The sequence below is a fragment of the Nocardia sp. CA-290969 genome (assembly GCF_050936135.1).
Taxonomy (GTDB): Bacteria; Actinomycetota; Actinomycetes; order Mycobacteriales; family Mycobacteriaceae; genus Nocardia.
The window spans coordinates 589,304-601,963 of record NZ_JBNJNJ010000001.1 but is presented as its reverse complement, the minus strand read 5'-3'; the positions used below and the strand labels follow the sequence as shown (position 1 = coordinate 601,963).

The window sequence follows — 12,660 nt, the reverse complement described above, 5'->3', positions numbered from 1 at the left end:
TCTGACTCAATAAGCCGCAATCCGTTGGCCAACAGTGCGTAACCATAGGCCAATAGGTTGTAATCCAATAGCGAACCAAATGTAGGTGCGTTCTCCGGCAGTAAGCCGTCTCGCCAAATCATTCCGCGCGCCTCGCCGCGGGTGAGAAGACCTTCTCGGAATCCTGGCGCTAGTGCCGCCCGAATCGCACCCTCGATATCCTCAAGGTTTTCTGGCATCGGCCACTACCTTTGTATATGCAGCGGCTACAAAATTTTGGAGCCCGGGCACTCGCAGGCCAACCACGCGGCGCGTAATTTTTCCGCTGTAAGTCTCAGTATTTCGACGAAGAAGGTCGCTTGGATCGCTACTTGTGAAGGTGAATAGGAGCTGAAGGACCTGCCGTTGCGCAATCCTCTCCGAGAGAAGCGCAGCGTATATCCTATTCGCCAGATCGACCTCACCCTGACTTTCAAGGCGATCCGCAAAAAACAACAGTGCATGCGGCGATGGACGTCCGTTGTCTCGCTGCAATGCCTCGTCCGCCTCAGCAACAGTTGTATTCGTTAGCTTAGTGCGACTCTTCGCTTCTCCTTTCAAGAACTCGAGCGGTCCAGCTTGCTTCGCCCTGACGCCGATTATATCGTCGCCACGCATCGGCATTTCGCGGTGGTCCTTCCATCTCAGCCGAGCGACCATCCGGTAGCCGAGCTCTCGCGCGGCATACTGGGTTCCGATGATTTCCCCGAGGTCACCGGAACGCGTATTCTTTCCCGTCGGCAACTTGCCTTCCAAATACTCCGCGGCAGCCGGTTTGCCGAGTCCTTTAAGGATCGAAGCGAGTGGCCTGGAGGCTGCGTAGTGCCTCGGGATAGCGGCCGCGGCCCAGGCGATTCCTGCGTCAGTTGTCTCTTCGGACGCGCTCATATGCACAAGTCGGTGGCCTCCCACATCCTCATGCACGGCGGGGGCCCACGATCCGATTCGAACCATGGCTAGATCCTCTCAGACACACAGACAGACATGCAGTCTGAGTGCCGATCACGCAGTGCCTTAGTGCAGCGGTAGTACTCGAAAGGCCGTCCATAGTATGCCAGGCCATTTAGCGCTACCCCGCGGGAAAAATCGCAATGGCGATCAATGACGCGCGCGCTGTCTCCGGAAATACCGCAATACCAGGTCACACATCGTGACGCGCGGGCACCTCCCCCGCTTGAGTGCACCGTTCCTTTATGCGTCGCGTCGGCGCATGGCACTCCAGCGACTCGAACAGGTCGCCGGTTGCGATGTATCCCGCAGGCACGCGCGTACATATCCTGCACGTTGTTGCGGATCTCGCGGCCGACCAGGCGGCCGAGTCGACGGAACTCAGTCAATCACTGCGCCTTTCGCCGTGGTTAACCTGTCGAATCGCATCCGGAATTCCTCACTATCGGAACAGGTCTCGGCCGAGTGCCGCACCGGTGCCAGCGCTTTGAGTGCGCGGGGAGACAACAGCCAGCCCTCAAGCGCATCAAGCACCGGCGCTGCCGCATCTATCGCCGACCGCGCGTCACCTGTGCGGGCGAGCGCCGCTGACCTCCAAGCTGCCCTGTGCACAGCGTTCCCCGTGCTCGCCGGTTCACTCGCGACGACCTCGAACAAGGATAGCGCCCGCTCGTCACGGCCACTATCGGTACAGGCCCGCGCCTCATGGAATCGGATCTCGGAATGGCTGACGAACCGCAGCCATGGAGCACACTCGTCCACCGGCTCATGACCGATGGCATTGTCCATCTCACGCCAGGCCCCCGACATGGAACGCTGGACACTGCCCCAGTCGCCAGCCGTTCCGTGTGCGGCGGCCTCACGTGCGGCGATCAGTGCGTGTATCCGTCCCGCCGGCCGCCGTCGCACGAGGCTTTCGGCGCGGCGAGTGAGCGCGAGCGCATACGACGGAGACGCTCGGCCGACACGGGCCAGGGTTGTGGTCTGCAGGGCAGCGTTCAGGCATGCATGGACGGTCAGATCGTCGTCGTCCGCCGTGAATGCCAATGACAGCGCATCGGAGTAACAGCGCCATGCCAGTTCGGTGCGCTCCGCATCGTAAGCGAGCCAGCCGGTTTGCACGGCAAGCTCGCCGACCGCGGACATCCACGCTCGGCCAGTCGCATCGTCGAAGACACAGTTGTGCACCAGTCCCTGACTACGCTCCAATGCATCGACAGCAGTGGGCAGGAGCCCTGCACCTCCGACCCTCTGCTGGGCGGCCTCCAGCTCGACCGTGAATGCGTTGAGCCGATCTACATCCGACATACCGATCCGGGACGGATTCCATTGCGGCAACGTCGCGACGGTCAGCGCGGCGGCCTTGCTGAATTCGCGGCGGTTCACGTCTGCCTCATCCTCTACGCCTCCAGACGGCGAGTGTCGCTGTGCTGCGACCCGCGGGGCGGATACGGCGAGAGCGAATCGATGCATCTGCTCCGGGCTCAGCCTGGCGAGCCAACTATCGAGGTCGGCGGCACGTTGCCCGCGCACCGGCCGCGATTCGGTGGCACGTTCCCATTTTCGCACGGTCGCAACAGACCACCCGATCTGTTCGGCGAACTGTTCCTGCGTCATCCGTAACGCCGCGTCACGCAGCGCCCGCACCTCGACCCTTGTCCAAACCTCCACGATCACGCGAAACCCCCTGTCGCTGCGCACTTAGCGGAAGCGTAGCGGTTCTCTATGACTGCTGTCCCTGGGACCGCGAACACCGGTCGATGAGGCTTGACCCAGCCCCGGCGCCGGGTCGAACCACCAGGCAGGCCAGCACCTTACGAGGCCACCGACCACGGAATTCCTCGGCGCCGGGTGCACGCCATGACACCCCACCCAGGAGGCACTGTGCGCGAACGACCACCTCTGCCCAAGCGACCGGCGCGAAACCGGGCAATGGAAGCGACCGTCCAGCTGTTGCGTCGCCAATACTGCATCGATGCAGTTGAAGATGTTGTCCATCGTGCTGTTACGTGGGCTCCGGCACGCTAATTGCGTCGAGAGACGGGGAAGTTCTGTGCGGTATCGTCATCACGTTCAGTGATGGAGGGAGCGGCAGTGTTGGGGGTGGGTGCGGTCTTCGCCGGATACCAGATCCAAGGGGTCCTGGGCCAAGGCGGGATGGGGACGGTCTACCTCGCACAGCATCCGCGATTACCCCGCCAGGTCGCATTGAAGCTGCTGAACCGGGAAGTTTCCACCGATCCGGAGTTGATCCGCCGTTTCGAACGGGAAGCCGACGTCGTGGCGCGGCTGGACCACCCGGGGATCGTGGGAGTGCTGGATCGAGGTGCCGACGACGGGCACCTGTGGATCGCGATGCACTACGTTCGTGGCACCGACGCCGCGACTTGGGATGCGTACGCACATCCTTCAGCGATGGCGGTGCGGTTGCTCGGTGGGGTCGCGTCGGCGTTGGACTACGCGCACAGCCGCGGAATTCTGCACCGTGACGTGAAACCTGCCAACATCCTCATCATCGAGGCCGACGGTTTCCGCGATGCCCAGGCCGTGATCACCGACTTCGGCATCGCCGGTGTCATCGACTCCACCGACACCAAGATCACTGCCACCGGGACGTTCACCGCCACGCTGGCCTATGCCTCACCTGAGCAGTTGTCCGGCGAGACGGTGGATCACCGCTCCGACCAGTACTCCCTGGCCTGCACCCTGTTCGCGCTACTCGCGGGGCAACCGCCCTACGCAGCCACGAATCCGGGGCAGGTGGTGATGGGCCATCTTTCGAAGCCTGTTCCCCGGATCACTGCTACGCGACCGGATCTCCCTGGGGCCCTTGATGGGGTCGTGGAGCAGGCGATGGCCAAGCAACGTGACGATCGCTTTCCCTCATGTTCCGCGTTCATCAGTGCAGCCCTCGACGCCTTCGGAGGTCAGCAGGTCGGCGAAACCGTCAACCTTGCACGCACCGCACCGACGGTCCACAACTCAGTGCCGGCCGGGACGGCGGCCCTCGACGCACGTGGTGGGCGACGCTCGGTCGACACTGTCGATTTCGCCCGAATCGCACCGACAGTCCATAATCCGGCACCGGCCGGACTGAGCTATCCACCCGACCCGCGACAGCAACTGAGTGCCCACGATCCGGCAGTGGCTTCCTCGGCGGTGCCGGCCCCAGCTCTCGGCAAACCGATCAGGCACGAAGCACCGACCACGCCTACCGATCTCAAGAACTATCCGCGTCTGGTACTCATCGCTCTCGCGATGATGGTGGTCATCGGCACGGTAGCCCTGCTGCTGTTGAACTCGAAGAACGGGGATAACCCCAGCCCGCCCGCGTGGGAAGATCATCAGTACATCAAAGACGCATTTCCCCGTCTTATTTCAGACCGGAACGAGAAGGGATGGAAGCAGGTAGCCTGCTACATCGGTTATCACGCCGAGAGAAACGAGATCGATTGCCGCCATCACGACAACTCCGGCATCAGCTTCACGATCGAGGACCATTCCACTCCCAGCGCAGCGCAGGAATACCTGAACTCGGACTTATTCCGCGGTAGGGAAATCGTCTCCGGCCCGGATATCATTCAATCGGCCGAGACGAAGCCGGCACCCCACCCCGAACTCGACGCGCCAGCGCAGATGACCGTGCCACCGCAGCAGTCAGCGGCCTCAGTCTTCGGCGGCGCATACTTCTCCTTCCCCACCGATCCCGTCCGCGGGCGCTACGTCATCAGTGTTAAGTGGTCGGGTCATACCGCCGAGGACCTCCTGCGGGAATGGTGGTCGCAAGCCCCCCTGGAACGCTGAAGTCACATCGAATGGAAACCTCCGATCCCATCACCGTCCTTCAACGGATACAAGGCTTTTCGGGCGATCCAGCGCCATGAGTGCGAGCCGTGATGCCGTGACTGGATGCGGACTCAGGGCTGTCAGCGCGGTGTGTTGCTTCCCCGCCACCCGGTAGGGGCTGTCGTGGACGTCGCCGGAGTAGAGCAGCCGCGCTGACGGGCCACCGGCAACAGGGGGCACCAAACCTCCACCGACCGGTACAGAGTTCACGTCGGGCGGATACAACCCGGGAAGCGACGGCGAAAGTTACGGCACCTATGACAGCTAAGAAGGTCCTACTCGCGTTGCTGGTGTGCGCCGCTGTTGCGCTGACCGCATGTTCAGATGATGGAGGGGTTGCTTTGGAGGAAGACCAGGCACTTTCGGCCGAACTGGCCGAACTGCGCCAGAACGGCGGATCGGTCAGCCTGCATGAGCTGACCGGCGGCGACTGGGACTCGGTTTATGTGTCGCACCAGCCGGTCTCCCGCGACTACCTCGAGAGCGAAGTCGGGGGGAAGATCGACATGGACGAAACGTTCATGCAACGAGGGAACATTCTCGTCTTCCTGAAAGACGGTCAGATCTCGCGAGCAACCTACATCACCCCCGTCCTACTCCAGCCCGGTGAATACTCCAGCAGTGTCCGGATCACCGCAGACGGATATCCCGCACTGCTCCAGATGTCCGAGTAGGAGCGGGCTGCGACACAATCGGCCGGCCGGTGGGTGCCGGCCTGGCCTTCCTCGAAATTCCTTACCGATCAGGGTCGTGCGACCAGATCGGCATCGGTGACGGTGACGAATCCCTGCCCCGAAGGCATCAAGGACTCGACGATATCGACGTGAGCGGCGTCGAGATGCCGCACCAGCGACTCTGCCAACTCGGCGGCTTGGTTCCTGGCTCTCGGCCAGGAGCAACGCGGCATTCAATTGTTGGTCGGCGCGCACTGCTGTGCACCGGCATACCGAGCGGAAGCGTAGCGGTTTCCTATTACTGCTGTCCCTGGGACCGCGAAGGCCGGTCGATGACGCTTGATCCAGCCCCGGCGCCGGGTCGAACCGCGTTGACAGCCCGCACATTACGAGGCCACCGGTCGCGGAAATCCCCGGCGCCGGGTGCACGCCAAGACATCCCACCCAGGAGGCACTGTGCGCGAACGACCACCTCTGCCCAAACGACCGGCGCGAAACCGGGCAATGGAAGCGACCGTCCGGCTGTTGCACGACCAATACTGCACCGATACAGCAACATTGGAACGAGTGGCAGCCGGGCTCCGCGCCAGTCGCGATGTCCCGGAACCCACCGCCGACGCCGATATCGCGCCATGACCCACTCGATCGCGTTCGGCTGGATCAACTACGACATCAGCCCAGCACCCGAGACCGACCGCGACCGCGTACACCGCCTCGCCGACCGACTCGGCTACCACCTCGTATGGCCCGGCGAACACTCGGTGCTACGCCTGGCCGACCAGGCACGCAACGCCGGCGCCGACCTGGTGATCCTGCCGGCACCCGACCACCTCGGCCCGCACGAACTCGACGCCGTACTGGACATCTGCGACGTGGAAACCGTGCTACCGCGTCTCAGCTTCCCACGCTGGACCTCCACGCAGGACACACCATGAGCGCCCTGGTAGTGGTCGGTTTCGCCATCGCGATCGGACTACCGCTACTGGTGATCGCGGCGACGATCTGGTGGCCCTGATGTTCGCAGCGGACAACGTCGGCCACAACTCTCTCGCCACGCCACCGGCCGATGCCATGGGCGGCAAACGGACCGACTCCACCCTGGTCGGACCCGCTCCGGCGGGCTAGACTGAATCATAGTCGGCAATTTTGATTCAAGACGGACAGAGGTGATGGCGGTGACGAACGAAGCCGGTGCACGGATCGAACGCGCTCGCGTTGCCGCGGGGTTGAGTCAGCGCGCTCTGGCGGACGCGACCGGGATCTCGCAGCCGACCCTGTCCCGGATCATCTCTGGGGACAGGCCGGCGAAGATGCCGGAGATCGTGGCGATCGGCTGGGCGACAGGGCACACGGTCGCCCAGCTCACCGGGACCGCGCCGGTGGCCGAGCGGGTCCAATGCGCGGCGCGAGCGACCAACGATTGCGAGATGGATCGCATGCGGGAAGCGCTGCTGCATTTCCTGGAATTGAACGACTACCTCGACGACCAAGCCATCCCCGCCACCACCGACCCAGCGTAGGAAACGTGAACAACGAGACAGAAGGACGCGACGCCGCCGCCCGGTTCCGCCGCGAACACCGACTCGGCATACAACCCCTGGGCGACCTGGTCGCGATTATCGAACAGGCGACCGCGATCGACGTTGCCGTACTCGACGCAGGCACGGACGAGCACGGGCTGACGATGCGCGACCCGGTACGCAACGCCGTGATCATCGGCGTGGCACGCACCCGGAACCCGATGCGGCAACGCAGCACGCTCGCCCACGAGCTCGGCCATGTGCTGTTCCAGGACTGGGCAGACGATCACACAGGCCGCAACTGGAGCCATCGAAAGCCCGCGGAAGTTCGCGCCGACGCCTTCGCCCGCCACCTGCTCGCACCGATCGAGGGGCTCCGCGAGTTCCTCGGCAACCGGGAAACGGCAACCCGGTCCACCCTCTCCGAGGTCGTCCAGCGGTTCCTGGTGTCACCGCCGATCGCGGCGATCGCCCTGTACCAAGCCGGGTACGTCGACGAGGCCACCAAACACGAGTGGATGGCGTCGACGGCACCGCAATTGGCTGCCCGCTACGGATGGTCCGACCAGTACCGCGCATTACAAGCCGACTCCGATCAACGCCGGGCGCCCCAGCGGCTACTCGCCCGAGCCATCAAGGCATACGAAGAAGGAGCACTGTCCGCGCAGGCGATCGCCACCCTGCGGGGTATCACGCTGGAAGCCGCCCAGGAAGAGCTGCGCGAAGCAGGTATCGAGCCCGCCGGACATCCACTCGCCTGGTCCGACGCTGCCGAACTGCCCGACGTCGAAGTGGACCTGGCCGCCCTGGACGCGGCCCTCGACGGCCCCGGCGACGAATCCGATGATCCGGCGGCCGAAGCGAAGGATTCGAGGTGAGCCACCCGCCGATCATCGACGCCGGGCCCGGCCTGAACTTCTTCTCCATCAACAAGGAACGCATGCTCATCGGCGTCCTCGGCCGGATCAGCGCTCCGGAGACCGTCCAAACCGAGATCTTGCGCAAGTCACGGCACGATCCACGGTTCCGCGCCGCCGCTACGGTCTGGCGCAAACTGACACCCACCTGGATCCAGGTGCTCTCCGACGACCAGACGCCCGAACTCGCCGCTGCGGTGCACAGAATCACCCGCCAACCCATGAAACAACGCGTGCAATCCCCGAAAGACCTGGGCGAGACCATGGTCATCGCGCACGCAGTCGTCGCCGCGGAAGCCGGGGAGACCGTCACGGTTCTCATCGACGACGGCCCCGGAGCCCGCACAGCAACAGCTGAAATCAGCCGCCTGCAACGACTCCAGTCCAATGGTCGCGCCGTAGGGACGATCCGGTTGGTGAACACACTGACAATCCTGGAGAAGGCAGCGGCCGGACAACACATCCCCGACAAGGCCGCCATGCGCACCATCTACACCCGGCTGCGTAGCCTCGACGACGGACTTCCACCCATCGAGAGAACCAACCTTCTCCGGCTTCCGCACTGGCGCTGAGGTATGCAGAGCAACACCCGAGTGGCTACGGTGCAGCCCACTGCCGGAGGCAGTCACCTCGCGCCGCGGGGTCGGTCGGCATCTTCACCAGACTCCACCAATGTCCGCCGGCAGCTCCAACTTCCCGCCCAGCGCAGAAACATACGCGGCGAGAGCCTCGACCATCGCGACCTCGCCATGCTCGATCTGCGACACCCGCCCCGGGCTGACTCCCGTGATCTCGGCCGAACCCGCCTGCGTGGACCCCAGCCGCTTCCGCTCCTCGGCAAGCTGGTAACCCCACTGCTCGGCCATGATCGACCGACGACGACGCGCGATCTCCTCTTCGCCCACACGGCGGCGATAGCCTTCACAATCCCATTTGGATAAGCTACTCATCGCCCTTCCACCGCCCGTTCCTTCTGAACTGTCCCGGGTACCGGCACGACGGCTGCCCTTCCAACAGGCATGGGGAAATTGTTCCAGTTGATGAGAGCTCACGAACGCGCCGCGCCTTCGGGCCACACCACGTCCACAACCAGCCCACGCTCACGCGCCAACTTCACCACGCTGCCGGTTCCCCCGGCCTCGCCGCCATTCCCATCCCATACCGCGACCAACCGGTCAGCCGCCCCGAGGAGCGCCTCGTTCGCCGCTTCATACGCCTCCCGGCCCGCCTCCTCGAAATCCATCACCCGAACCTCGGCTGCACGCGCCACCAGCTCATCGAACACCGGTGCGTGATCGGGTTTCACCTTGGCTTCGCGGTAGTTCCGAGAGGGCAGCACCACCTCGAGCCGGCCACCGGCCTCGAGCACCGCTTGCGCGAACACCGAATCGGCTCCTCGAGCGATACAGCTCACGCCCACCAAATCGGGAACCTCGGCCAGACGCCGGGCGATCTCTTCACGCACCAACACCGCGGTTTCCTCGGTGATGTTCATGTGCCCGGTCACAGCGACGCGCATTAGTCAGTAGCCGTACGGCACGGGCGTATGGCCGCCGGGCACAGCGGGGTTTCGCGGTGCCTCGATCCACCGTTTGGTGGAACCTACGGCGGCGAGGACCAGAGTCAGGATGGCGAACAGGTCGGCGATGATCGGGATGAGGCCGAGCCCAGGGATCAGCGACACGACGACAAACGCGACGCAGGACGCGATCACGGTAATCCGGCCCGCGTTGCGGGACTGTCTGAAATTCGGTGGATCTGATCTCGGTCCGACGGCCGGGCCTGTGTGCTCGGCAGGAAGGATCGATTGATGTCGGAGACACTCGAATCCGTGGTGGATGCGGTGGATCAGAAGAAGCTGGCCGAGCAACTACTTGCGCAGGCCAAAGAGCAGGGAGTCGAGCTGCTCGGCCCGGACGGGCTGCTGAACCAGCTGACCAAGAACGTGCTGGAAACCGCGTTGGAAGCGGAAATGACCGAGCACGTCGGCTATGAGAAACACGACCCGGACGGGCGGGGAACCGGCAACTCCCGCAACGGCACACGCTCCAAGACGGTGCTGACCGAGATCGGTCCTGTCGAGATCGCGGTCCCGCGCGACACCGATTCCTCGTTCGAACCGCGGATCGTCAAGAAACGGCAGCGCCGGTTGACCGGGATCGACGAGATCGTGCTGTCTTTGACCGCGAAAGGACTGACCACCGGTGAAGTCGCGGCGCACTTCGCCGATATCTATGGTGCCTCGGTCTCGAAGGACACGATCTCCAAGATCACCGACAAGGTGATCACCGAGATGACCGACTGGTGCAACCGGCCACTGGAACCGGTCTATCCAGTGGTGTTCATCGATGCCGTGCATGTGAAGATCCGCGATGGCCAGGTCGCCAACCGCCCGATCTATGTCGTCATCGGCGTTACCTGCGCCGGGGAGCGCGACATCCTCGGGCTCTGGGCCGGCGACGGCGGTGAAGGCGCCAAATACTGGCTGCAAGTGTTGACCGAGCTCAAGAACCGCGGCGTCGCCGACGTCTGCATCGCCGTGTGTGACGGGCTCAAAGGGCTGCCGGAAGCGATCAACACCGTGTGGGAACGCACGATCGTGCAAACCTGTGTCATCCATTTGCTGCGTAACTCGTTCCGGTATGCCTCTCGCCGGTACTGGGACCAGATGAGCAAAGATCTGCGGCCGGTCTACACCGCACCGACCGAGGCCGCCGCCAAGGAACGGTTCGCCGAGTTCACCGCGAAATGGGGCGGGCAGTATCCGGCGATCGTGCGGCTGTGGGAGAACTCTTGGACCGAGTTCATTCCGTTCCTCGACTACGACGTCGAGATTCGACGTGTCATCTGCTCGACGAACGCGATCGAGTCGCTCAATGCCCGCTATCGACGCGCGGTCCGGGCCCGTGGGCACTTCCCCAGCGAGCAAGCCGCGTTGAAGTGCCTGTATCTCGTGACCCGGTCCCTGGATCCCACAGGCCGTGGTAAGAAACGGTGGGCGATGCGGTGGAAACCCGCGCTGAACGCCTTCGCGATCACCTTCGAAGGCCGGATCACCCCGACCGGTAACTAACCAACGCCGAGATCGGATCCACCGTTAATCGGACACTCCCCGCGTTGCTTCGTTTCAACAACATGATCCCGCCGATCAGCAAAGCCGGAGCCACGAGGATGCAGGGATTCATCAAAAGGATGCCCAGGAGGACACTGGCGAGCGCCCCGAGCAGCGCGAAGATCCCGGCGGTGATCCCGGTACCACCGCCGGGCGCGCGCTGCGGGTACCCGTACGGGTTTGGTGGCGCCGCATATGCCGGGGCCGGATAGCCGGGTCCTGGAGCCGGAAAGGCCGGTTGGTGCGGAGGCTGACCGTACGGATAACTCATGGGACCTCCCCCTCGTAAGGCTTTCGGAAACTATATCGTGGCATCGAGATCGAGCGCTGATGCCGCCTCCTCGACCCCGTGGCCTAGTCCGGTTTGCGCTGCTCGAGATGTCCGAATAGGGCATCCGAGCGCGGGGAGAAGAAGCCATAGCTTGCTTCCGTGATGCCGGGCGTACCATAGCGGCCGTGAATCAGGTTGTGGCTGACCTGCTGGCTCCACTGACTGAATCGCGTCGGACTCACTCGGTCGCGGTGGGGCAGCGGATGGAGTCCATAGCGAAGTTACTGCCGGCCGACCTTCGTGGGGACGCGGTGACAGCTGCTTACCTGCACGACGTCGGCTACGGGCATCCTGACCTCGGGTTTCACCCTATAGACGGTGCCCGGTTGCTGCGGTCACTCAGGTACTCGCCGGTCGTGTGCCATATGGTTGCGTTCCACACGGCAGCGGAGGTCGAGGCCGGAGTGAGAGGCCTGGGCACGGACATATTCGATGAGTTCCGGCTCCCGGATGTGACCGGGCTCGACAAGGCCGCAGATTTCCTGTGGTGGTCGGACCTGTCGACGGGTCCGAACGGAGAGGATTTCACGGTGGATGAGCGGCTCGCTGAAATCTTGCGGCGCTACGTACCGGGCAGTGCCGTTCACACCGCGATTACGAAGGCGGAACCGCGACTGCGTGCCGCCTTTCAGCGCGTATCGGGGTCGATATGAGGTTCACTCTCGTTCAGCGCCCAGTCGATGCGCTTGCGCTGGCTGCGGTCCATCGGTAAGTCGGGTATCTGCTCGACTGGCACCCACTCGACGCGCGTGCTCTCGCTGCTCGTCGTGGGGTGGCCACCGATCGGCTCGCCGCGATACACAACGGTGAATTCCTGACGGACCTCGGCGTTGCTCGTGTAGTGGATGACGTGGGACGGATCGGTGAAGATGCCGACAATGCCGGTTAGCTGGATATCCACTCCCGTCTCTTCTCGAGTCTCGCGAACAGCGGTGCGACTGAGGGATTCACCTGGGTCGTGCGCGCCTCCCGGCATCGACCAGTTGCCGTTGTCAGACCGGCAAATCAGCAGGACTTCCCCGCCTCTTTGGACGAATGCGGCTGCGCTGGGGCGGACACTGTTCGCGGCCGGTGCGTGTGGGTCCTGGTGGTAGTCGATTCGCCGTCCCATGAGGTCAGGTTACGGTGCGGCCTATCTTCCAGACAGCCTCGAACGAGTCCATGTAGTAGGCGAAGAGTCGTCCGCCGGGAACCTTTTGGAGGTGCTGAACCGGAGATTTCGCTGCGTACGCACCGTAGCTGTGAGTGTTGACCAGCAGAGAGTCGCCGAATCGGTAGATGCTGTTGTAAAGCG

The 12,660-nt window shown here is 63.6% G+C and carries 14 protein-coding genes; 8 read left to right on the top strand and 6 right to left on the bottom strand.

What is annotated here, in order from left to right:
- Nucleotides 1-201: 201 nt before the first annotated feature.
- Entirely contained in the window at nt 202-906 is a 705-nt protein-coding gene (locus tag ACQEVO_RS02845; protein ID WP_432908591.1) for a Hachiman antiphage defense system protein HamA, read from the bottom strand.
- A 441-nt stretch (nt 907-1,347) separates the two neighbouring features.
- Entirely contained in the window at nt 1,348-2,667 is a 1,320-nt protein-coding gene (locus ACQEVO_RS02840) for a helix-turn-helix domain-containing protein (RefSeq protein ID WP_432908589.1), read from the bottom strand.
- Nucleotides 2,668-3,045: 378 nt separating this feature from the next.
- Here ACQEVO_RS02840 and ACQEVO_RS02835 point away from each other — a divergent pair, with 378 nt between their 5' ends.
- From ACQEVO_RS02835 to ACQEVO_RS02810, 6 genes are all read left to right on the top strand, one after another.
- Nucleotides 3,046-4,770 carry a serine/threonine-protein kinase gene (locus tag ACQEVO_RS02835; RefSeq protein WP_432922291.1) on the top strand — a complete coding sequence of 575 codons (1,725 nt, stop codon included), beginning with the start codon at nt 3,046-3,048 and terminating at the stop codon, nt 4,768-4,770.
- A 299-nt stretch (nt 4,771-5,069) separates the two neighbouring features.
- Nucleotides 5,070-5,486 (top strand): hypothetical protein, encoded by a 417-nt coding sequence (locus ACQEVO_RS02830; protein ID WP_432908587.1) that lies wholly within the window; start codon nt 5,070-5,072, stop codon nt 5,484-5,486.
- A gap of 632 nt (nt 5,487-6,118) precedes the next feature.
- Nucleotides 6,119-6,421 (top strand): hypothetical protein, encoded by a 303-nt coding sequence (locus tag ACQEVO_RS02825; RefSeq protein ID WP_432908585.1) that lies wholly within the window; start codon nt 6,119-6,121, stop codon nt 6,419-6,421.
- Nucleotides 6,422-6,661: 240 nt separating this feature from the next.
- Complete coding sequence (locus tag ACQEVO_RS02820; RefSeq protein ID WP_432908583.1) at nt 6,662-7,006, top strand: helix-turn-helix domain-containing protein; 345 nt, start codon at nt 6,662-6,664, stop codon at nt 7,004-7,006.
- A 5-nt stretch (nt 7,007-7,011) separates the two neighbouring features.
- Complete coding sequence (locus ACQEVO_RS02815; RefSeq protein WP_432908581.1) at nt 7,012-7,884, top strand: ImmA/IrrE family metallo-endopeptidase; 873 nt, start codon at nt 7,012-7,014, stop codon at nt 7,882-7,884.
- Nucleotides 7,881-8,495 (top strand): hypothetical protein, encoded by a 615-nt coding sequence (locus ACQEVO_RS02810; protein ID WP_432908580.1) that lies wholly within the window; start codon nt 7,881-7,883, stop codon nt 8,493-8,495. Before ACQEVO_RS02815 ends, ACQEVO_RS02810 begins: the two co-directional genes overlap by 4 nt.
- A gap of 84 nt (nt 8,496-8,579) precedes the next feature.
- Here the strand turns inward: ACQEVO_RS02810 and ACQEVO_RS02805 are convergent, their stop codons facing one another.
- The 3 genes from ACQEVO_RS02805 to ACQEVO_RS02795 form a co-directional block, all read right to left on the bottom strand.
- Nucleotides 8,580-8,828, bottom strand: a complete 249-nt coding sequence (locus tag ACQEVO_RS02805; protein WP_432908578.1) for a helix-turn-helix domain-containing protein — start codon at nt 8,826-8,828, stop codon at nt 8,580-8,582.
- A 143-nt stretch (nt 8,829-8,971) separates the two neighbouring features.
- Nucleotides 8,972-9,418 (bottom strand): hypothetical protein, encoded by a 447-nt coding sequence (locus tag ACQEVO_RS02800; protein WP_432908576.1) that lies wholly within the window; start codon nt 9,416-9,418, stop codon nt 8,972-8,974.
- A 27-nt stretch (nt 9,419-9,445) separates the two neighbouring features.
- Nucleotides 9,446-9,637: a hypothetical protein gene (locus ACQEVO_RS02795; protein WP_432908574.1), complete on the bottom strand. Its 192-nt coding sequence runs from the start codon at nt 9,635-9,637 to the stop codon at nt 9,446-9,448.
- Between the two features lie 96 nt (nt 9,638-9,733).
- On the opposite strand from ACQEVO_RS02795, the gene ACQEVO_RS02790 reads away from it, so the two are divergent.
- The gene (locus tag ACQEVO_RS02790; RefSeq protein WP_432908572.1) at nt 9,734-10,996 is read left to right on the top strand and encodes an IS256 family transposase; all 1,263 of its coding nucleotides are present in this window, start codon (nt 9,734-9,736) and stop codon (nt 10,994-10,996) included.
- A 495-nt stretch (nt 10,997-11,491) separates the two neighbouring features.
- A complete protein-coding gene (locus tag ACQEVO_RS02785; protein ID WP_432908570.1) occupies nt 11,492-12,019 on the top strand; it encodes an HD domain-containing protein in 528 nt (175 codons plus the stop codon).
- On the opposite strand, the gene ACQEVO_RS02780 is transcribed toward ACQEVO_RS02785, so the two are convergent.
- Complete coding sequence (locus ACQEVO_RS02780; RefSeq protein ID WP_432908568.1) at nt 11,995-12,477, bottom strand: NUDIX hydrolase; 483 nt, start codon at nt 12,475-12,477, stop codon at nt 11,995-11,997. The genes ACQEVO_RS02785 and ACQEVO_RS02780 overlap by 25 nt on opposite strands.
- Nucleotides 12,478-12,660: the final 183 nt, after the last annotated feature.